The organism is Arthrobacter parietis, from assembly GCF_039530425.1.
GTDB lineage: Bacteria > Actinomycetota > Actinomycetes > Actinomycetales > Micrococcaceae > Arthrobacter_D > Arthrobacter_D parietis.
The window spans coordinates 1,032,764-1,053,594 of the sequence record NZ_BAAAON010000001.1 but is presented as its reverse complement, the minus strand read 5'-3'; the positions used below and the strand labels follow the sequence as shown (position 1 = coordinate 1,053,594).

The 20,831-nt window shown below is 63.5% G+C and carries 22 protein-coding genes; 7 read left to right on the top strand and 15 right to left on the bottom strand.

The annotated features are described in order from the left end of the window. The 5 genes from ABFX19_RS04910 to ABFX19_RS04890 all read left to right on the top strand — a co-directional run bounded on the left by ABFX19_RS04910 (window position 1) and on the right by ABFX19_RS04890 (window position 4,128). A complete protein-coding gene (locus tag ABFX19_RS04910) occupies window positions 1-996 on the top strand; it encodes an acyl-CoA thioesterase (RefSeq protein WP_346027692.1) in 996 nt (331 codons plus the stop codon). Between the two features lie 171 nt (window positions 997-1,167). Further along, complete coding sequence (locus ABFX19_RS04905; RefSeq protein WP_346027691.1) at window positions 1,168-2,250, top strand: ABC transporter permease; 1,083 nt, start codon at window positions 1,168-1,170, stop codon at window positions 2,248-2,250. Window positions 2,251-2,299: 49 nt separating this feature from the next. Then, a complete protein-coding gene (locus ABFX19_RS04900; protein ID WP_346027690.1) occupies window positions 2,300-3,007 on the top strand; it encodes an ABC transporter ATP-binding protein in 708 nt (235 codons plus the stop codon). Window positions 3,008-3,054: 47 nt separating this feature from the next. Further along, window positions 3,055-3,489, top strand: a complete 435-nt coding sequence (locus ABFX19_RS04895) for a DUF2269 family protein (protein ID WP_277357523.1) — start codon at window positions 3,055-3,057, stop codon at window positions 3,487-3,489. Between the two features lie 30 nt (window positions 3,490-3,519). Then, on the top strand, window positions 3,520-4,128 hold the full coding sequence (locus ABFX19_RS04890) for a HutD/Ves family protein (protein WP_346027689.1): 609 nt from the start codon (window positions 3,520-3,522) through the stop codon (window positions 4,126-4,128). Here ABFX19_RS04890 and ABFX19_RS04885 read toward each other — a convergent pair. The 6 genes from ABFX19_RS04885 to ABFX19_RS04860 are packed head-to-tail and all read right to left on the bottom strand — an operon-like array spanning window position 4,125 to window position 10,594. After that, window positions 4,125-4,931, bottom strand: a complete 807-nt coding sequence (locus ABFX19_RS04885; protein WP_346027688.1) for an HpcH/HpaI aldolase family protein — start codon at window positions 4,929-4,931, stop codon at window positions 4,125-4,127. The genes ABFX19_RS04890 and ABFX19_RS04885 overlap by 4 nt on opposite strands. Further along, window positions 4,916-5,701 (bottom strand): 2-oxo-hept-4-ene-1,7-dioate hydratase, encoded by a 786-nt coding sequence (gene hpaH / locus ABFX19_RS04880; protein ID WP_277357520.1) that lies wholly within the window; start codon window positions 5,699-5,701, stop codon window positions 4,916-4,918. The genes ABFX19_RS04885 and hpaH overlap by 16 nt, the downstream gene beginning before the upstream one ends. A 2-nt stretch (window positions 5,702-5,703) precedes the next feature. Next, the gene (gene hpaD / locus ABFX19_RS04875; RefSeq protein WP_056545274.1) at window positions 5,704-6,795 is read right to left on the bottom strand and encodes a 3,4-dihydroxyphenylacetate 2,3-dioxygenase; all 1,092 of its coding nucleotides are present in this window, start codon (window positions 6,793-6,795) and stop codon (window positions 5,704-5,706) included. Between the two features lie 36 nt (window positions 6,796-6,831). Further along, window positions 6,832-8,367, bottom strand: a complete 1,536-nt coding sequence (gene hpaE / locus ABFX19_RS04870) for a 5-carboxymethyl-2-hydroxymuconate semialdehyde dehydrogenase (RefSeq protein ID WP_277357519.1) — start codon at window positions 8,365-8,367, stop codon at window positions 6,832-6,834. A 24-nt stretch (window positions 8,368-8,391) separates the two neighbouring features. Further along, window positions 8,392-9,090 (bottom strand): GntR family transcriptional regulator, encoded by a 699-nt coding sequence (locus ABFX19_RS04865; protein WP_277357589.1) that lies wholly within the window; start codon window positions 9,088-9,090, stop codon window positions 8,392-8,394. Between the two features lies 1 nt (window position 9,091). Then, window positions 9,092-10,594: a fumarylacetoacetate hydrolase family protein gene (locus ABFX19_RS04860; protein ID WP_277357518.1), complete on the bottom strand. Its 1,503-nt coding sequence runs from the start codon at window positions 10,592-10,594 to the stop codon at window positions 9,092-9,094. A 240-nt stretch (window positions 10,595-10,834) separates the two neighbouring features. Between ABFX19_RS04860 and ABFX19_RS04855 the strand changes: the two genes are divergently transcribed. Both ABFX19_RS04855 and ABFX19_RS04850 read left to right on the top strand, forming a co-directional pair. Continuing rightward, entirely contained in the window at window positions 10,835-12,727 is a 1,893-nt protein-coding gene (locus ABFX19_RS04855; protein ID WP_277357517.1) for an FAD-binding monooxygenase, read from the top strand. 363 nt (window positions 12,728-13,090) lie between these two features. Next, window positions 13,091-15,052 (top strand): FG-GAP-like repeat-containing protein, encoded by a 1,962-nt coding sequence (locus ABFX19_RS04850; RefSeq protein WP_346027687.1) that lies wholly within the window; start codon window positions 13,091-13,093, stop codon window positions 15,050-15,052. A 27-nt stretch (window positions 15,053-15,079) separates the two neighbouring features. Here ABFX19_RS04850 and ABFX19_RS04845 read toward each other — a convergent pair whose 3' ends face one another. From ABFX19_RS04845 to ABFX19_RS04805, 9 genes are all read right to left on the bottom strand, one after another. Then, window positions 15,080-16,117, bottom strand: a complete 1,038-nt coding sequence (locus ABFX19_RS04845) for a zinc-dependent alcohol dehydrogenase family protein (protein ID WP_277357515.1) — start codon at window positions 16,115-16,117, stop codon at window positions 15,080-15,082. A 27-nt stretch (window positions 16,118-16,144) separates the two neighbouring features. Then, window positions 16,145-16,588 carry a PRC-barrel domain-containing protein gene (locus ABFX19_RS04840; protein WP_277357514.1) on the bottom strand — a complete coding sequence of 148 codons (444 nt, stop codon included), beginning with the start codon at window positions 16,586-16,588 and terminating at the stop codon, window positions 16,145-16,147. 215 nt (window positions 16,589-16,803) lie between these two features. Then, entirely contained in the window at window positions 16,804-17,094 is a 291-nt protein-coding gene (locus ABFX19_RS04835; protein ID WP_277357513.1) for a type II toxin-antitoxin system RelE family toxin, read from the bottom strand. Then, window positions 17,094-17,357: a hypothetical protein gene (locus tag ABFX19_RS04830; RefSeq protein ID WP_277357512.1), complete on the bottom strand. Its 264-nt coding sequence runs from the start codon at window positions 17,355-17,357 to the stop codon at window positions 17,094-17,096. Before ABFX19_RS04830 ends, ABFX19_RS04835 begins: the two co-directional genes overlap by 1 nt. A 53-nt stretch (window positions 17,358-17,410) precedes the next feature. Further along, window positions 17,411-17,692 (bottom strand): hypothetical protein, encoded by a 282-nt coding sequence (locus ABFX19_RS04825; protein ID WP_277357511.1) that lies wholly within the window; start codon window positions 17,690-17,692, stop codon window positions 17,411-17,413. Next, window positions 17,682-17,963, bottom strand: a complete 282-nt coding sequence (locus ABFX19_RS04820; RefSeq protein ID WP_277357510.1) for a hypothetical protein — start codon at window positions 17,961-17,963, stop codon at window positions 17,682-17,684. Before ABFX19_RS04820 ends, ABFX19_RS04825 begins: the two co-directional genes overlap by 11 nt. Further along, on the bottom strand, window positions 17,960-18,217 hold the full coding sequence (locus ABFX19_RS04815) for a hypothetical protein (protein ID WP_277357509.1): 258 nt from the start codon (window positions 18,215-18,217) through the stop codon (window positions 17,960-17,962). The genes ABFX19_RS04820 and ABFX19_RS04815 overlap by 4 nt, the downstream gene beginning before the upstream one ends. Window positions 18,218-18,389: 172 nt before the next feature. Next, window positions 18,390-19,805: a GntP family transporter gene (locus ABFX19_RS04810; protein ID WP_277357508.1), complete on the bottom strand. Its 1,416-nt coding sequence runs from the start codon at window positions 19,803-19,805 to the stop codon at window positions 18,390-18,392. A 121-nt stretch (window positions 19,806-19,926) separates the two neighbouring features. Next, the gene (locus tag ABFX19_RS04805) at window positions 19,927-20,829 is read right to left on the bottom strand and encodes an NAD(P)-dependent oxidoreductase (RefSeq protein ID WP_346027686.1); all 903 of its coding nucleotides are present in this window, start codon (window positions 20,827-20,829) and stop codon (window positions 19,927-19,929) included. Window positions 20,830-20,831 lie beyond the last annotated feature (2 nt).

Here is a 20,831-nt window from a genome sequence, read left to right as displayed (position 1 = left end):
ATGGACAACGAGACGCAAGGACGCGTCGACGCGACCGCCCGCCCCAACCCGCATTCAGTGACGCTGCGGTTCCTGGCCGCACCGACGGACCTCGGGCACAGCGGCTCCGTGGACGCAGGCACTGTGCTGGAGTGGGTGGACAAAGCGGCCTATGCTGCGGCCGTCGGCTGGGCCAAGAGCTACTGCGTGACGGCGTACGTGGGGAACATCCACTTCGCGGACCCGGTGAACATCGGTGACATGGTCGAGGTCGAAGCAACAGTCGTCTACACCGGGAGGTCCTCGCTGCACATCCGGACCGTCGTCTCCTCGGGTGAGGTCAAGGGCGGCGCGGCAACGATGCGCAGCCAGTGCCTCGTGATTTTTGTTGCCGTGGGACCGGACGGCAAGCCTGTACCAGTGCCACAGTTCGTGCCCGTAACAGCTGCGGAAACAGAGCTTCGTGACCAGGCGGTTGCCCGGATAGAAGTACGGGATTCGATCGTCGCCGCCATGAGCGGGCAGCAATATACCGGCGCCGGAACCGCCGAGCGCGTCACGCTGCGCTTCCTTGCGGCGCCGACGGACGTGAACTGGGGCGGCAAGGTTCACGGCGGAACCGTCATGGACTGGATCGACGAAGCGGCCTACGTCTGCGCCACGCGCTACTGCGGCCAGGACACGGTGGCGGTCTTCTCCGGCGGCGTGCGATTCTACCGGCCGCTGTTGATCGGAGACCTGGTCGAGGTGGAAGCACGCCTCGTGTACACGGGAAACAAGGGCATGCACATTGCGGTGCACGTCCGCTCCGGCAAGCCCACGGGACGGGACATGCAGCTGACCACCTACTGCCTCACGGTAATGGTGGCCCGGGATGAGACGGGCACCGCCGTCCCCGTTCCGCAATGGATTCCGGTCTCGGACGAGGACAAGCGACTCGCTGCGCACGCCCGTGAACTGCTCGAAATCCGGGGCCGGGCGCCGGGGAGCAGCCTTCCGAGCCACCTGTCCGGATAGCGCTGCCGATCGGGCAGGCATCAACCATTCGGTTGATCGGCACATCAACCGACGGACAAGCCGCGAATCAACCGGCCTCCCGATGTAAGCACACCCGAACTGGCCGAGAGTTGAAGAGGCAACAAATGCCGAAACTGCAACTCGAAACCAGATCGGAAGAAGTGATACGGGATGTATCTAGCTCTGCGGGATATCCGCTTTGCCAAGGGCAGGTTCGCCCTGATGGGATCGGTGGTGGCGCTGATCTGCCTGTTGCTGGTAATGCTCTCCGGTCTCACGGCGGGGCTGGCCAACCAGTCGACGTCGGGCATTGAGCAGCTGAACGCTACGACCATCGCGTTCGGCGCCCCGTCCGGTAACGAACCCAAGGCTTCCTACACCGAATCACAGGTCACCTCTGAGCAGGTGAACGCATGGGTGCAGGCTGATGGAGTGAGCCATGCAGAACCGCTTGGCATCACGCAGACCCGGCTGGAGTCCGGCGGGACCGCCAACGTGGCAGTTTTCGCTGCCGATCCCGAGGGAGAGCTCGCGCCCGCGGGCTTGGAGCGCGGCGAGGCAGTCATCAGCGCACAGGTTGCCGAAGATCTCGATATTGCCGTCGGCGACACGGCAGCCATCAGCGGCACTGAGCTGACCGTCACCGGGATCATCGAAGACCAGTGGTACAGCCATACTCCCGTGGTCTGGACCACTCTTGCGGACTGGCAGGACCTTGCCCACGTGTCGGATCCGGACGTCGTCGGCACTGTGATCACAGCAAATTACGACGACGATGCTTCCCAGGCGACTCCGCTCGCGGCGATTGACGCCGCCGCAGACACGGTCAGTATGACAAAGACAGGCAGCTTCTCCGCACTGGGTGCGTTCTCCTCGGAGAATGGCTCGCTGACGATGATGCAAGGGTTCCTCTATGGGATCTCCGCGCTCGTGATCGTTGCTTTCCTCACGGTGTGGACGGTCCAGCGGACCAGGGACATCGCCGTGCTCAAGGCGCTCGGCGGCTCTAACGGCTATGTGCTGAAGGACGCCATGACGCAAGCCGCCCTCGTGCTGCTCGCGGGTGCAGCGCTCGGCGGTGGGCTCGGCGTCATCGGTGGACTATTTGCCGCGCAGGCCGCGCCCTTCCTCACCACCGCAGCCACAACGGTATTGCCCATCACCGGCGTCATCGTGCTCGGACTGGCCGGATCCGCGCTGGCCGTGCGCCGGGTGACCAAGGTCGACCCGCTGATTGCGCTCGGCGGGAACTAATCAGCCGGCACCGGCTCGTACCACTCATCAGTTCAGTGAAGGACATGCCATGAACACCACTCCCAGCCCAGCCCTCACCATGCAGGGCGTCACCCTTGAATACCCAGACGGCGAGAACGGAACGCTCAAAGCGCTCGACAGCGTGAACCTGACCGCCGAGGCAGGCACCGTCACATCGCTGGTCGGTCCATCCGGCTCAGGAAAGTCCAGCCTCCTGGCCGTGGCGGCAACTTTGATCCGGCCGACCAGCGGGTTGATCACCATCGACGGGACTGACGTTACGGCCCTGGATGACAAGGCTCGAACCACGCTGCGCCGCGAAAACATCGGCATCATCTTCCAGCAACCGAACCTGCTTCCCTCGCTGACCGCCGTCGAACAGTTGGTGATCGGAGAGCACCTCCGTGGAAACGCCGGCAAACGCGCTACCTCCCGCGCCATGGAGATGCTCGACGTCGTTGGCCTCTCCGATTCCGGCGGACGGCGCCCCCACCAGCTCTCCGGAGGGCAACGCCAGCGGGTCAACATAGCCCGCGCCCTGATGGGCCAGCCGACAGTGCTGCTCGTCGATGAACCTACCGCAGCGCTGGACAATGAGCGCTCGGAGTCCATCGTGCGGCTGCTGTGCCGCATCACGCGTGAATTCAATGTGGCCACTGTCATGGTCACTCACGACACCGAGTTCGTGCCCCTCACCGACGCCGTTGCCAGCATGCGTGACGGCCGCCTCACCGATTCCCGTCTCATCGCGGCCTAAGTTCGACAACCTCATCTCAGCCACTACTTACAGGAGAAAGAAGCACCATGGACACCATCCTGAACATCCTCCACGTCGCTACGGCCGTTTTCATCATTGGTCCGATGGCCATACTCCCGATGACCGCTCTGCGCACCATCCGCACTGGGGCGGCCAGCCAGGTGACGACGCTCGCGAAATCGACTGCGCTCTTCACCTACCTGTCTCTAGCCGTGGCCTTTTTCGGCTTCGGGGTGCTGGGAATGGCGGACCCGCAGTACGACCTCTCCGTCACCACCCCGTGGGTGATGGCGTCACTGATCCTCTACGTCATCGCCTTCGCGCTGAATCTTGTCCTCGTTGTTCCCGGTCTGCGGAAAGCAGCTCACACCATGAGCGTGAACGGTGGTCGCGGCGCCACCTACCCGGCGGTTGCCGCCGGATCAGGTACGGTCGCGCTCCTGCTCCTTGCCACTGTTGTCCTCATGGTGTGGAAGCCCTGACCGATAGCGGTCAGCCGATAGGGTTGAGCGATGCGTCACTATACGGCGGAAAGCTATGTTCGGATGCCGTGGAAAAATGGCGCCGGCTTCACTACTGAGGTGGCGCGCTCCGGCCCGGTGGAAGGGTACGACTGGCGGCTCTCCATAGCCGACATCGCCACCGACGGGCCGTTCTCCTCCTTTCCGGATTATTGGCGAGTCATCACGGTGCTTGAAGGTGCCGGGATGCACCTGACGGTGGATGGTCAGCCAAGTGAAGCGCTGGGTCCCTTCGAAGCCTTCACGTTCGACGGCGCCGGCAGGACTGAATGCGCGCTGGTTGGTGGCCCTATTCGCGACTTCAACCTGATTTACCGGAAGTGCCGCATAGACTCCCGGCTCACCTGGGTCGAATTGTCGAATGCGCAGCACCTGGTCACGGACGCGCCGACGATCCTCATCTTCGCTGCGGCGGGACAGGCGGCACTTAGATGCTCCCAGGGAAGTGGACTTCTACTCGGCGAGCAGGAACTCGCAAGAATCGAGAACGGCACCGGCGCGATGCTCTCCCTCGATATCGAGGGAGAGCGCGGCGGTCACGCTGCTGTCATCGAGCTATGGACCCGGGAGGGCGAAGGCGGGAGTCTGCCGGAGGGTTAGTAGCTCACCGTGGGTCCATCGCCGTCGGCAGCGGGTACAAACTGTGCAGCTAGGGCCTCAGATCCCCTTGCCAGCAGGGCAACGTCAGCGCCGACCAGGATAAAACCGGCGCCGGCGTCCATGTAGTGTCGAGCGGTGTCGGGATTGAAGGCGTTCACACCGGCAGGCTTGCCGGCCTTCTTCGCCGCATCAAGACAGCGTTCGACGGCGGCGCGCACCTTCGGATGCTCCTGCTGGCCGAGCAGCCCCATGGAAGCGGCGAGGTCGGCGGGACCCATGAAGATCGCGTCGACGCCCTCCACCGCCAGGATGTCCTCCACAGCTTCAACAGCTGCTGCGGACTCGATTTGAACCGCCACGCTGACCGTTTCCCCGGCCCGGGCAAGGTAATCGGGAACGCGGTTCCAACGGGCCGCCCGCGCCAGTGCCGAGCCAACGCCGCGCACACCCTCCGGCGGGTACCGGGTGGCAGCCACAGCGGCCTCGGCCTCGGCCGCCGAATGAACCATCGGGATGAGTAGGTTTTGCACGCCGAGGTCCAGGTATTGCTTGATCAGGACAGTGTCATTCACGGGTGGCCGCACCATGGTGTGCACCGGGTAGCCGTGGATGGCCTGGAGCTGGGCGAGGATTGTCTCCAGGCTGTTCGGGCTGTGCTCGGCGTCAATCAGGATCCAGTCGAGGCCCGCTCCCGCGCACAGCTCGGCGATCAGCGGGCTACCGGAACAAACCCACATGCCGGCGAGCGGACGCTCGGCCGTAGCCATCACGTCGCGGAAAGTGGTGGTTAGTGGAAGTGGCATGTCACAGCTCCAAGTGGCCCGTAGTCGGCGTGCACGGTATCGCCCTTATGAACCCAGAGCGGACGGGTGAAGGAGCCGGCGAGAATGATGTCTCCGGCTAACAGACTGTCTCCGTGGGCGGCGATCTTGTTCGCCAGCCAGTGGACGCCCGCGGCAGGATGGTCCAGAACGCCGGCTGCTACGCCGGTTTCCTCCACCGTCTGGTTCTTATAGAGGATGGCGGAAACCCAGCGAAGGTCGACGGCGTCGGGTTTCACCGGACGGCCGCCCACCACCATCGCGCCCATCGCGGCGTTGTCGGAGATGGTGTCCACGATGGTCCGGCCCTCCATCTCTATCCGGGAGTCCAGGATCTCGAGGGCCGGAACCACATAGTCCGTTGCATTGAGCACGTCGAAAATGGTGCAGCCGGGGCCCTTCAGCCCGTCCTTCAGCACGAACGCGAGTTCCACCTCAACACGTGGATGGGTGTACTTGTCCCACTCCACCGAGCACCCGGTCTCCAGCACCATGTCATCGAAGATGGCGCCGTAGTCGGGCTCTGTGATCCCGGTAGCGGCCTGCATCGCTTTGGACGTGAGACCGATCTTGCGGCCTACGAGTTTGCGCCCGGCTTCCTCGTTGCGGCGCCGCCACAATTGCTGGACAGCGTAGGAATCCTCCACCGTCATGTCCGGGTAGCGTGCGGTCAGCAGGGGAACCGGGGTGCGGCTGCGGCCGGCTTCCACCAGTTCGTCGGCGATGGCCTCGATTGTTGCGTGATCCAGCATGATTACAGCTGCGCCCCGAGCTTGAACCCCTGCGGCTGGCTGTCCGCGCCGTCGTCGTCCTGCTTCCGGGTGTAGGAGAAGCCGTCGGCGCCAACGGTGACCGCCATCTCGCTCTTCTCCTCACGCTCAACCACTGGCTGGGGGTTACCGTCAAGGTCCAGGACCAGGGAGGCTTCCGTATACCAGGACGGCACAACCGGATTGCCCCACCAGTCGCGGCGCTGGTTGTCATGCACGTCCCAGGTGATGGTGGGATTGTCGGGATCCCCGGTGTAGTAGTCCTGGGTGTAGATCTCGATGCGGTGGCCGTCCGGGTCCAGGATGTACAGGTAAAACGCGTTGGACACGCCGTGCCGGCCGGGGCCGCGCTCAATCCGGTCACTGATGCGCAGCGCGCCCATCTTGTCGCAGATCTGGATGATGTTGTGCTTCTCGTGGGTCGCGAAGGCAACGTGATGCATGCGTGGTCCGTTGCCGCCTGTCAGCGCCGTGTCATGGACGGTCTGCTTGCGGTGCATCCACGCGGCGTAGGTGACACCGTCGGAATCCTTAATGTCCTCGGAGACGCGGAAGCCGAGGTCCTCGAGGTACTTGCGGCCGCGGGGCACGTCCGGGGTCACCTGGTTAAAGTGGTCCAGACGGACAAGCTCACCTGCGGAGTAGAGATCATAACGCTGGGTCAGGCGCTCCACGTGCTCCACATCGTAGAAGAACTCGTAGGGGAAGCCCAGCGGATCCTCGACTCGGACGGAATCACCGATGCCCTTGGTGAAGCCTTCCTTGCGGCGTTCGGTGCGGCAACCCAACTCCTTGTAGTACGTTTCCGCAGCGTCCACCTCAGCGGGGGACTTCACGCGGTAGGCGAAGGCGGCCACGGCGGCAATCGGTCCCTTGCGCAGCACGAGGTTGTGGTGAATGAACTCTTCGAGGGGTCGCAGGTAGATGGTGTTGTCGTCTTCCTCGGTGACGTGCAGGCCGAGGACGTCAACGTAGAACTCGCGCGACCTGGCCAGGTCGGTGACCACGATCTCCATGTAGGCACAGCGGACAATGTCCGGAGCCGGGGCGGCGGGCGTGGGAACGAAGTTGGTCATGATGTTCTCTCTTCTTCGAGCAGTGCAGGAAAGTTACTAGCCCTCGTTGGCGGCGGAGTCTTCGACGCTGCCGAACTTCGGGGTGTGGACGGCGCCAAGGGTGATGTGTACGGCTTGCTGGTCGGTGTAGAAATCGATGGAGCGGTAGCCGCCCTCATGGCCCAGGCCGGAGGCTTTCACCCCGCCGAACGGCGTGCGGAGGTCACGGACATTATGGCTGTTGAGCCAGACCATGCCGGCCTCCACGTTCTGGGCGAAGTTGTGCGCGCGGGTGAGGTTCTGGGTCCAGATATAGGCGGCCAGACCGTACTTCGTGTTGTTCGCGAGGACCAGCGCTTCGTCGTCGTTCTCGAAGGGGGTGATTGCTACAACCGGGCCGAAGATTTCCTCCTGAAAGATCCGTGCTTCAGGCGCGACGTCGGCAAAGACAGTCGGAGCGATGTAGTTCCCTTCGGGCAGATTTTCCGGACGACCGCCGCCGGCAAGGAGCCGGCCCTCGGATTTGCCGATCTCCACGTAGGAGGCCACCTTCTCGTAGTGGTCGGGGTGGACCAACGCGCCGACCTGCGTCTTCGGGTCATGCGGATCTCCGACGACGATGGTCTTCGCGCGCGCCGCGTACCTCTCGCAGAAATCGTCGTAGATGGCGCGTTCCACGAGGATGCGGGATCCGGCGGTGCAGCGCTCGCCGTTGAGGGAGAAGACGCCGAAGAGCGCGGAGTCAATGGCGGCGTCGAGGTCCGCGTCGGCGAAAACCACGCACGGTGACTTTCCGCCGAGCTCCATCGACAGGCCCTTAAGGTTGGCCGAGGCATTGCGGAAGATCGTTTGCCCGGTGGTGGTCTCGCCGGTGAAGGAAATCAGCGGAACATCTGGGTGCTTGACCAGGGCGTCGCCCGCTTCCTCGCCGAGCCCATTGACCAGGTTGAAGACCCCGTCGGGGAGCCCCGCGTCCTTGAAGATCTGCGCCCAGAGGGAGGCGGAAAGGGGCGTGAACTCAGCCGGCTTGAGTACCACGGTGTTGCCGGTCGCCAGCGCGGGGGCCAGCTTCCAGGATTCGAGCATGAACGGTGTATTCCACGGGGTGATCAGGCCAGCAACGCCGATGGGTTTCCGGTTGACGTAGTTGATCTGGGATCCGGGAACCTTCATGGCGTCGTCGAACTGGGCCACGATGAGGTCGGCGAAGAAGCGGAAGTTCTCGGCTGCCCGCAGCGCCTGGCCCTTGGCCTGGGTGATCGGAAGGCCGGTATCGAAGGTCTCGAGCTCGGCGAGGCGGGCTTCCTGCGCTTCCACGGCGTCAGCGATTTTGTTCAGGACGCGGGCCCGTTCGCGGGGCTTCATCTTCGGCCAGGGACCGTTGAGGAACGCATCACGTGCGGCGGAAACCGCGAGGTCGATGTCTTCCTTCTGGCCCGCCGCTGCGGTCGCGTAGTTTTTGTTGGATACCGGGTCCAGGACATCGAAGGTCTTGCCACTGAGTGAGTCGACGAAGTTGCCGTTGATGTAGTGCTGGATGTGCGTGGGCAGGTCCTTCGGCACGTAATGGGTCTCAGAAACGGTGGACGTCATTGTTCTCTTCCTGACTGCTGGAATCTACTGGGTGGTGGCGGGCGCTTGCGCGAGGTAAGCGTCGAGAGTGGCAGAGCGGTGTCTTCGCGCCGCGCGTTCAATGGTGTCGGCGTCGGCATCCGATTCGATGAGTTGGAGCAGGTCTTCGTGTTCGCTGACCGATTCGCGTGCGCGTCCGGGGACAAACCGGAACGTTGAGGACCGCAGCGTTGCGAGTCGATTCCAGCCCCGATGAACCAGATCAAGGATGTGCGGGTTGGGGCAGTGCTCAAACAGAACGCTGTGAAAGTCCTGGTTGAGCCTTGTGAAGCGCACGGGGTCGAAGTGATCAAGGCAGTCGTGCATTTCCTTGTTGACGGCCCGCGCCCGCGCGACCGCCGCGGAGTCAATCAGCGGCGCGGACAGCGCGGTGGCCGCCCCCTCCACAATGCTGAGCGTCTGCATTGTATAGAGGTACTCCGTAGGGTCGATCCCGGAGACTGTGGCGCCGACGTTGCGCTCGAACTTCACAAGCCCTTCGGCTTCCAGCCGCCGAATCGCTTCCCGCACCGGCACCACGCTGAAGCCGAGGTCCTCGGCGATCTTCGCCAATACGAGCCGGTATCCAGGGGAGAAGGTCCCCTCGACGATGCGAGCCTTGATTGAAATGTATGCCTGCTCGGATTTGCTGCCGGGCTTGATGTCACCGGCGGTCTGTACAACGACGGATGGCCCGAAGGCGATATCAACCACCTGATGCTCCTTCCGAAGCTGAGGCCGCCCACTCCTGGTATTTCGCTTTCCACTCCGGGTTCATCGGAAAAAGCCCGTCAACGCCGTTGCCCTGCTTGACCATCTCGAAGATGAAAGTCTCTTCCTTTTCCTGCTGGATGCAGTCCTCGACGAGGTCTTCGGCCAGGGCCGGTGGGATTACGATGATGCCGTCGGAATCAGCCACGATGATGTCTCCGGGCTGCACGGTGGCTCCGCCGCATGCAATGGTGATGTCCGTGTCCCACGGAATGTGCCGGCGGCCTAAGACCGCGGGGTGGGGATTGGCGAAGTAGGTTGGCATATCAAGATCAGCGACGGCCGAGAAGTCCCGGACGCCGCCGTCCGTGATGATGGCTGCCGCACCGCGTACCTGGGCGCGCAGGGCCAGGACGTCACCCACTGTTCCCGTGCCCTTCTCGCCGCGTGCCTCCATAACGATGATCTCGCCGCCGTTCACTGAATCGATGGCGCGCTTCTGCGCATTGAAGCCGCCCCCATGGGTTTTGAAGAGGTCTTCACGATTGGGCACAAAACGCAGAGTGCGGGCCAGGCCCACAACCCGGCGGTCCGGGCGCGTGGTCTGCAGACCGTCGATGCTGACGTTGTTCAGACCGCGCTTGCGCAGCTGGGACGACAGGGTAGCGGTGGCAACGCTTTCGAGTTTTTTCCTGAGTTCCGGCGACAGTGCCTGCCTGCTCGGTTCCAAACCGGCGGCCTCGCGTGATCCGTACGCCTCTTCACGCTGGGCGTCATCCGCCTTGGGCTGCGCGCCGAAGTCCGCGAACGGCGCGGTTCCCTCCACCACTCGGGTGGTGAGCTTGCCGCTGCTGTAGCTGCCGGCGGTGACCTCGATCTCGACGACGTCACCGGGCTGGGCGACTGACGCTCCGGCGGGCGTGCCGGTGAGGATTATGTCGCCCTCCTCCAAAGTGAGGAGCTGCGAGAGGTCCGCAACGAGCTGGGCAAACGGGAAGAGGAGGTCCTCGGTGGTGTCATCCTGCACCAGGTCACCGTTGTGCCAGGTGCGCACCCGCATTGCGGCGGGATCGACCTCACCCGCGGGGATGAGCTGCGGCCCGACGGGGGTGAATCCGTCACCGCCCTTGGAACGGAGATTGGAGCCTTTGTCTGCGTAGCGGAGATCATAGACGCCCAGGTCATTGCTTGCGGTGATCCACTCCACGTGGCTCCAGGCGTCCTCCAAGCCGACCCGGCGTGCCGGCTTGCCGATGATGAGGGCGATTTCCCCTTCATAACCGAGCAGTTCGCAGCCGGCCGGGCGTTCGACCGAACCGGGCGCTTCGGAGGATCCCACCGCGAGCGACGACGGCGGCTTGAGGAAGTAGGAGGGCTTCTGGGGGGTGCGCCCACGCTGCGCGGCGCGGCTCGGGTAGTTGATGTGGACGGCGATGACCTTGCGGGTGCGGGCAAGGAGCTGGGTGCTTGCTTCGGTGGTCTGTGACTCCGTTGTCATGCCGCGTACTCCTCATTAGATCCAGGCAATGTTTCGATGTACGAAATCGTATACGATAACTCTGTCTTGTGAAGTGCGGCACGTCAACCCCCGTTCACGTGTTCGGAACGGTTGTGCTGTGCATCATGTTCGTCGTACAGTTTTGGCACCGTCATTCGATTATAGAAATAGCTGTTCAGATAGTGAACACGGTGACGGGCATCCCCAAAAGTTTCACAAAGAAGTGAGTGAGGACAGCGCGTGCACTTCCATCATCATGGCTACGTCTCCGGTGATCCACGTGTCCAGGCGGCAGCCGGCGTCGGCGTAGATCGGCCCGAGGAGTTGCCGGAGGAGGTCGATGTCCTGATTGTCGGCAGCGGTCCGGCCGGCATGCTTGCCGCTGCGCAGTTGTCACAGTTCGCGAATATCACCACGCGTTTGGTGGAGCGCCGCCCAGGGAGGCTCGCAATTGGGCAGGCGGACGGTATCCAGGCCCGTAGCGTTGAGACTTTCCAGGCCTTTGGGTTCGCCGAGCGCATCATCGCCGAGGCGTACCGGATCACCGAGATGGCGTTCTGGAAGCCGGATCCGGCGGATCCTTCACGCATCATCCGAACGGCTCGCCCGCTCGATGACCCGACGGGCATCAGCGAGTTTCCACACCTCATCGTCAACCAGGCGCGGGTGCTGGACTACTTTGCTGAGTTCATGGCAAACGCACCTACCCGCATGACCCCGGACTATGGACTCGATTTCCAAAGCCTTGAGGTCGATGAAGGCGGAGAGTACCCCGTGACCGTCACCCTGCTTCACACCGCCGGGCCCCGCGAAGGGCAGGAGCGCACGGTCCGCGCCAAGTACGTGATCGGGGCGGACGGAGCACGCAGCAAAGTCCGCCAGGCGATTGGGTGCACGCTCGCCGGTGATGCGGCGAACCACGCATGGGGCGTCATGGATGTCCTCGCCGTCACCGACTTCCCGGACATCCGGCTCAAGTGCGCCATCCAATCCGGTACGGGCGGAAGCATCCTGCTCATTCCGCGCGAAGGGGGCCATCTGTTCCGCATGTACGTGGACCTCGGTGAGGTGGACGCGCACACCAAGGGTGACATCCGCAGCACCACCATCGAGGAGGTCATCGAGAAGGCCAACGCAATTCTGCACCCTTACACGCTCGATGTCCGCAACGTCGCCTGGAACAGTGTTTACGAGGTTGGCCACCGACTCACGGACAGGTTCGACGACGTCCTTCCGGAGGACATTGGAACCCGCACCCCGCGCGTCTTCATCACCGGAGACGCCTGCCACACACACAGCGCCAAAGCCGGCCAGGGCATGAACGTCTCCATGCAGGACGGCTTCAACATCGCCTGGAAGCTCGGCCATGTGCTGGAAGGCCGGAGCAAGGAAAGTCTGCTGTCCACCTACTCGGCGGAACGCCAGGTGGTTGCGAAGAACCTCATCGACTTCGACAAGCAGTGGTCCTCGCTCATGGCGAAGAAGCCCGAAGAGTTCGAGGACCCCACCGAACTCGAGAACTTCTACGTCCGAACCATGGAGTTCCCCGCCGGATTCATGACGGAGTACTCGCCGTCGATGATCGTTGCCGAGGCAATACATCAGGAACTGGCAACCGGCTTCCCCGTGGGCAAGCGCTTCAAATCTGCACCGGTAGTCCGGGTGTGCGACACCAACCCGCTTCACCTCGGCCACCATGCAACGGCTGACGGTCGTTGGCGGATCTACGTCTTCGCGGACGAGCCACTGCCGGGCAATCCATCGAAGGTAACCAACTTCGCCGAGTGGCTGACGAACTCACCGGAGTCACCGCTCGCTGCAACGCCCGAGGGAGCCGACCTCGACGCGTGGTTCGACGTCAAGGTGATCTATCAGCAGGACCACCAGAGCATCGACATCAACGCCGTGCCAGCGGTCTTCAAGCCGGAAGTCGGGCCGTTCAAGCTGAACTACCTGGAGAAGGTTTTCGGCACCGACCAGGCGGAGGACATCTTCGAGTTGCGCGGGCTGGACCGTGGCGGCGTCGTCGTCGTTGTCCGCCCGGACCAGTACGTGGCCAATGTGTTGCCTCTGACGGCGACGGCGGAGCTGGGCGAGTTCTTTGCGGGAATGCGGGCGGGCGTGCCGCGCTGAATGTTGTCGCTACTGCTGCAACCTACTGAGTAGATATTCGTGCATGTAGGGAAACTCGAAGTCGACGAAGGCTGAATCGTTTCCAGGTCGACGTTATTGCCTTCCTTATACCGCGTGGTCTGAATGTAAATTTTGAGGTACCCACGCTTTGTCTACCTGCGCGCGCACTGTCCCGTTGATCACGCGTTCCAGCTTAAGGTGAGTCGGGGGCCTGCGCGGCACCTGTTGGTTCGAGCATGCGGGCCGAGCGCTCGTCGTCGAACTATTCCCTCACTGATGCCAGCCGATATACACTACGCGCGGGGGAAGCAACCGGGCGTCCCACTGCCCGGAGTTCCCGGGGGTCTCACTCCGAGGAAGCCAATGAGCCGTCCCCGTCTTGTCCGTGCTACGGCCACCGTTGTCGCGGCACTGATCGCCAGCCAACTTCTCAGTCTCCCGGCTAACGCTGATTTCCTGCCGGCCGTCCCGCACCGGACCCTAGAGTCGGAAGCCCTCACCTCGCCGACACTGGTGCTCGAATCGAACGCCGGGCACGTAGTGAATTCCACGCTTACCATACAGCCGGGCGACTGGAGCCCCCTCCCTGCCGACCTCGCCTACTCATGGACACGCGACGGCCGCATCATAGACGGCGCCGCCAGCGCCAGCTACACGCTGACCGATGAGGACTTGCACAGATTTATTCAGGGCTTCGCCACGGGCAGAGACGAGAGCGGCACCTTGCTTGCCCGCGCGACTGAGCAGATTGGCCCGATAAGACCCGCTCAAATGCTCACCCACCGGGGCCCCGTAATCACCGGCATCCCGCAGGTAGGTTCCACTCTCGCGGAGGTTGGACCGGAATGGGGGCCGGCACCGGTTACACGAGCTCACCAATGGCTGCGGAACGGGGTGGAGATTCCGGGAGCGACGGAATCTACCTACATTCCGGTGGAAGCAGATATCGGCGCGAACATCAGTGTCCGAGTGACGGGATCGAAGCCCGGATATGTCACCGCGGTTCAGCAATCAAGCAGCACGGGCCAAGTGCAACCGGAAGGCTTTTCGGTAACGGTCCCGACGATCCTGGGCACTGCCAAGGTTGATCAAACACTGACCGTCGTACCAGGGATATGGTCCCCTGCACCGGAAACGTTCACTTATCAGTGGAACCGCAATGGCGTCCCGATCGCCGGCGCCACCGCAGAGAAATTTACGACGACGGCTGCCGACTACATGAAGTACCTCACCGTCACGGTGACTGCGACCAAAGAAGGTCTCCCGCCGACCTCGCTGACATCCGCTCACACAGGCATTCATCGCGGGGAATTTATCTCGCCCGTTCCCACCATCGCGGGAGCCCCTCGCGCCGGCAGTACCCTCTCGGCTATCACTGGCGACTGGACGCCGGGAGCGACTCTCTCGATCCAATGGCAGCGTAACGGGGCCGACATCACCGGGGCGATCAGCGCTGACTACACCTTGCAGCGCGTTGACATCGGAGCCGCGATATCCGTGAGAGTAACCGCCACCAAGGCGGCATACTTTCCATACTCGACATCTTCCAAGCCCACACCTTTCATTACCGGCACCCTGAAGGAGTTTTCCGGCGACGGCCATTCAGACGTGCTCGCGCGTGACTCCGCGGGAAGGCTGTGGCTGTATGCCGGAAACCCACTGGGTGGATGGAAGCCCCGGAAGCAGGTGGGTTCCGGCTGGAACGTTCTCACCAGCATCGTTGCACCCGGCGATTTCAATGGGGATGGCTTTGCGGACGTGCTCGGCCGGGATGTCAAAGGCGGCCTGCACGTATATCCCGGAAACGGTGCAGGCGGTTGGGAGCCGCCCGCCGCTGTCGGCTCCGGTTGGAATGCGATGACCAGCATCATTGCACCAGGAGACTTCGATGGTGACGGCAACGCTGACGTGCTGGCGCGTGATCGGCAGGGCGCTCTCTATCTCTATCCCAGTGACGGCTGGCACTGGTGGCTTCCGCGGGTGCAGGTTGGTACCGGGTGGAACGCTATGACTGCGATCCTCGGGCCGGGCGATTTCAGCGGTGATGGCAACGTGGACATCCTCGCACGCGACGCCAGTGGATACCTTTGGCTCTACCCGGGCAACGGAGCCGGTGGGTGGAAGACTCGTGTGAAGGCCGGTTCAGGGTGGAACGGATTCACCAGCATCCTAGTCCCCGGTGACTTCGACGGAGACGGGCATGTCGACGTGATGGCGCGCAGCTCCGACGGAGCGCTCTGGCTGTATCCAGGTAACGGAGCCGGCGGCTGGAAGGCCCGTTCCAAGGTCGGTTCCGGATGGAACATTTTCAGTACAATCCTCTGACCGGACCACGTCCACCCACCTGAATCGTCACCGCCACGGATCGATGATCGTCATCCCCGCGGGCTTGGCCCGATCGAACCCGGGCAACAGGAAAGCGGCCTCCGCGAGTCCAACGGTGCGTTCAATCAACAGGTCCGGCCGCAGCGAACCTTCCTCGATGAGCGCCATCATTCCCGGATAGTCGGCGGCGGCCATGCCATGGCTGCCCAGCAGATCAAGCTCCCACGCAATCACCCGTGCCATCGGAACGCGGGGATTGCCGCCAACTGGAGGCAGCAGCCCGATCTGCACATGCCGGCCCCTGCGCCGAAGACTCAGAATGGCGTCAGCGCAGGTCTGCTCACTGCCCACCGCATCAATGGCGACGTGGCTTCCGCCGTCGGTCAGTTCAGCAACAGCGGACGGGATGTCACCGCCGTCGGCCGTGAGAACGTGCTCCGCGCCGAGGGCGGACGCCACGGCAAGGGCCTCGGCGTGACGGTCAACGGCGATCACACGTGCGCCTACCGCGCGTGCGATCATCACCGCGCTCAAACCCACACCGCCCGCACCTACAACGGTCACCCACTCGCCGGGTCTAACCTGCGCGCGGCTGACCAGCGCGCGGTACGCGGTAGCGAACCGGCAACCCAGGCTGGCCGCCGTCGTGAAATCTATCCCTTCGGGAATGGCCACCAGATTGGTATCGGCAGCATACAGGCCGACGTACTCGGCGAAAGATCCCCAGTGTGTGAAGCCCGGCTGCTGCTGGTTGGGGCACACCTGGGCATTTCCGGTCAGACACCATTCGCACCGGCCGCAGCCGCACACAAAGGGGACCGTCACACGGTCACCGGCCTTCCACCGGACGACGTCGGCGCCTACCTCGGTGACGATGCCGGCAAGCTCATGGCCGGGAACGTGGGGAAACGCTATGTCCTCGTGGCCCGCCCAAGCATGCCAATCACTGCGGCACAAACCTGTTGCCATCACTTTGACCACGACGCCGCCCGGAGTGACCGCTGGAGCCGGTACCTCCCGAACATCGGGCCGGCCCTGAACCTGGTCGAAAACTACTGCGCGCATCCTCGGAGTCTAAGCGTGGAATCGCCCTTACTTGTCCGCAGAGCGGTCAGGCGGAACAGGCGGGTAGTACGGGAAGGTCGGGTAGGCGTATCCGGCGCCCCAATACGGCACGTATCCGTAGTACCCGTACACGTCCTCGTAGTAGGAGGCCTCGTCGACGAGCTCAGGATCATAACCTGGAGCTCCGGCGACCAGTTCGCGGGACTGGTCAATCGTGACCTCATCGGCAATACGCGTGATCGCCTCGACCGGGATGAACGACTTCTCCTTGCCGATCCCGAGGAATCCACCTGAGGCGACCACCAGGAAGCGAACCTTTTTCTCGGCGTCGTCAATCAGCAGTGCATCGATCTGCCCCAGATCTTCGCCGTCCTTGTCCTTGACGTTGAGTCCGCGGATGTCTTCCTCGGCGGTCACCGTCTGATCGCTGTCGCTTAGCTTGATCAGTTTGGCGGGGTTGTTCGTAGCCATGTGCCTCTCCTACTCTCGGTTTCCTCTATGGATTCGGTGAGTCGGAACCCGACCGGGGCTGTCAGCCCCACTTCCCACCGAATCACGGGCCGGAGGATCAGGCAAGGGCGCGGTCAGATGTATGGCACGTCTACGCACCACGGAGAATCCCGGAGTAGTCCAGCGAGGGGCGAAGCTTCGCTACTGGATAGCTACGTAACGTCCAGCAATCTCGCTCAGCGCCCTAGATGACGCCGCAGCTCCTGATGGATTTCGTTCCGCTCGTTGATGACAATCACAAGTATGAGTAGCTCGCCGCCGTCTACGCGGTAGCAGATCCTGTAGTTGCCTACTCTGATACGGAATATGCCGGAGTAGCCCTTGAGTTGTTCGCATCCGGGCGGATGAGGTGATTCCGCCAGGCTTTGAATCGCTTCTTCAATATTCTGCGCATCGGACGGCTGTTGTCTCACTAACTTGGACAAGAATTTGTCTGCTGAACGAAGGAGCGCAATGGAGTAAGTCACTATGCGGGGTTAGCGCCACTGCGGCGGATGAAGGGCACTCGCTCGTCCTTCCCGGAGTCAAGGTTTGCGAGGGCAATTTCAACGCTCCTCGCGTCGATAAGATCCTCCAGTTGTTCGAGCAACTCGGCAGATGCTGCCGGCACCACGGCTGCGGCGCGATGCCCGTGTTTGGTGAGGTAGGTGGTCTCGCCGCCGAATTCTGCACGAGCGGTCACGGCGCTGAGTGCAGCCCGGCCCTGACTTACCGTCATGTCTGTGGTCATGTACAAATTGTACATCGCCACGCTGAAACGAGATGGCCCAGGACTAGCCGGAGCTAACGACGACGACGGCCGAGCACGAACCCGCCGACGCCCGCCGCCAGCGCCACTCCGGTGCCGAGCAACACCCCTCCCATCGTGGGACTGAGCAACAGCGGCCCATTGCTCAGGACGCCGTTCGAGGTGATGTGGAATTCCTGGCCCTGCCCTCCGACAAAACCGAAGTCCTGCGTGGGAGCCGGCTGGGAACCGATCACCAGAAACACGCCAAGAACCACCAGCAGCGCTCCCACAGACAACACCGCGATCGCTTTCCGCCAACCGGAATCAGTCCGCATCCGGAGCCTCCCTCGCGAGCCGGCCGCCGTAGGCGCCGGCGCTGATCATCAGGCCGCCCAGCACCAGCAGGCCAGCGGCGGTGGTGAGCAGATCGGAGGAGGAGGCGCCGTCGTCGTACGCGATCACGAGCTCCGAACCGTACGCGATGCTCGCTTCAGACTGAGCGGTGGGAAGCGGGAGAGCGGCTGGCGGCCGGCCAAACAGCAGCGACACTCCGGCCAGTATCAGGAGCGCGGCGACCCCCAGCAGCGAGATCAGCAGCGGCCTCATGTGCCGCGCCGTCCCCGCAGGTAACCGAGGGCTCCGGCGCACAGGATGAGACCCGCTCCGGCGAGGGACGCTCCGAAGATTTCACCCGCAGTCGGGCCGGGTGCTACGACGGCGTTGTTTGCCAACGGTGCATAGGCGAACCAGCCGAACGTCGCAGGCGGCGCGGTGGCCCCGGCAACAAGAACGAGCACAAGCCCGACGACGGCGATGCCAAAACCGGCTGCAATCAGCCGGTTGGCGCGGATCCAGTTCATTTCCCCCCTCGGCGCCCCTCCACAAGGAGCGGACTGTTCCGAACAATAACGGGTGGGAGAGCGGATGACTACAACTGATCCGATAACAGTTTTGCCATCCGATAGCGGAAGGCCGCTATCGGATGGCAAAAAAGCTAACGGGAGGCGCGAACGGTATCGCGCGAAGGTGAAACTAGACCGCGAACCCGCCCACGAGCGTCCACGCCACAAGGGTGAGTAGGAAGCCGGCAACGCCGAGGATGGTCGTCAGCACGGTCCAGGTCCGAAGGCCATCCGCCACGGAGAGGCCCAGGAAGCGGGTAACAATCCAGAAGCCGGAGTCATTCACATGGCTCAAACCGAACGCTCCGAAACCAATCGCGATCAGGATGAGCGCCGTCTGCACGGGGGAGTAGCCGCCGGCCGCGACGGCCGCGCTGAGAAGTCCCGCCGTCGTGATGATGGCGACGGTTGCCGAACCCTGCGACGCACGCAGAACTGCGGCCAGGATGAACGCCATGATAATGATGGGCAGACCAACGGCAGCGAGACCCTCAGCCAGCGCCGTGCCGATCCCGGAAACGGTCAGCACCTTGCCGAAGACGCCGCCGGCGCCGGTCACGAGGATGACGATCGCGGTGGGAGCCAGCGCTGAATCCATGACCTCGCCGGTGTGCTGGGAGGACCAGCCGCGGCGGATGCCCAGGAAGTAGTAGGTCAGGCCAAGAGCCGTCAGCAGCGCGATCAGCGGTGAGCCGATGAAGCCGGCGAGGTCGCGGCCGAAGGTATCTTCGGGCAGGAGGATGGCGCCGACCGTCCCGACCATGATCATCAGGATGGGAAGCACGATCAGGGAGATGATCATCGCGGGGCTCGGCGCGGTGCGGACCTGCGTGGCAACTCCACCCGTACTGCCGGCGGCTGTGTCGCGCTCGACGTCGGACTCACCGGTACCGAAAAGCCTGAACTGGGCGGCGGTTGCGGGAAGCATCTCGTACTCGCGGCGGTTCAGTCTCTGCGCAACGAAGTAGCCCAGTACGCCGACCGGGATGCAGAGCAGCAGGCCCAGCACAGTGGTCCACCCGATATCCGCGCCGAGGATCCCGGCTCCTCCCACAACACCGGGGTGCGGCGGAACAACCACGTGGATGGCGAGCATGATGGCGCCCACCGGCAGGCCGAACTTGACCGGGTTCACGCCGGCCGCCTTGGCGAAACCGTAGATAATCGGCACGAGGATGATGAAGCCGACATCGAAGAACACGGGAATGGCCAGCAGGAACGCCGCGGAGGTCAACGCTGCAACCACGCGGCGCGGGCCGAGCACCGAGGTGAACTTGCCTGCAAGCGCTTGGGCGCCGCCGGAGATTTCGATCATCTTGCCGAGCATGGCACCGAGGCCCACGAGGATCGCGACGTTGCCGAGCGTTCCACCCATACCTTCAGTGACGGTGCTGACGATGTCGCCGAGCGGAATGCCCGCGACCAGCGCCACCAGCACGCTCACCACCAGCAGCGCGAGGAACGCGGGAATCTTGAACTTGATAACTCCCACGAGCAGCAGGGCAACGCCCGCTACTGCAATGGCGAGGAGAGCGAGAGGGCTCATAAGGGGGTGTCTCCTATGACATGGGGCGCCTCACGGTGAGGCTGCTGATAAGAACGACGACGGCGGGAGCCGCCTGGAAGCGCGAACGGTGCGGTTCCGAATGGTGCAGTGAGCGACGACGTCAGGCGCTGCGCCTCGTGGGCGCAACAACTCGGATGACGGCGGAATCATCCGCAGCGGCGAGGCCCTGGGCCTGACCGAGAAGGTAGAGCTGTTCAGCCGCGGCCGCGACCGGCGTCGCCAGCCCGGCGCCCCGCGTGGCTTTGCCGACAATCCCCATGTCCTTGACGAAGATGTCGAGCCGGCTCAGTACTTCGGCGCCGTCCTCGCTGTAGGCCTCGAGGATCCGCGGGCCGCGGTTGGAGAGCATGAAGGATCCGGCGGCTCCAGCCTCGAGGGCGGCCAAGGTTTTCTGCTGGTCGAGGCCAAGGGCGTCGGCCAGTGCCATCGCCTCAGCGGCAGCGGCAATGTGAACGCCGCACAGCAGCTGGTTCACCGTCTTCAGGGCCTGGCCGTCGCCCGGCTTGTCGCCGACGATGCTCAGCGTTGACGCCAGCAGCTCCAAGACCGGGCGGGCCGCTTCCACAGCCGAAGGGTCGGCGCCCACGACGATGAGCAGGTCCCCCTCCCCGGCCCGCTTCGGTCCGCCGGACAGCGGCGCGTCAACGAGGGCAACGCCGAATTCCGCGAGACGCGAGACAGTGCCGGAGATCGCCTCGGTGCCGACGGTGCTGGTAAGGATGACGACGGCGCCCGGCTTCAGCGCTGCGGCGACACCGTTTTCGCCGAACAGGACCTCGGTGAGCTGCTCGCCGTTACGGACGGCCAGCAGGAGGGCGTCGGCGCCGTGCGTCGCGTCCCGCCCGGAAGCGAAGGTGCGCACACCGGCGTCGTTCGCCAGCTTGAGCCGCTCCTCGGCGATGTCGAAGCCGTGCACGGTCAGCTGTGTTGCGAGTCGGGTTGCCATCGGCAGCCCCATCGCGCCGAGGCCGAGGACGGTGACCTGGTAATCAGTGGTGCTCATCT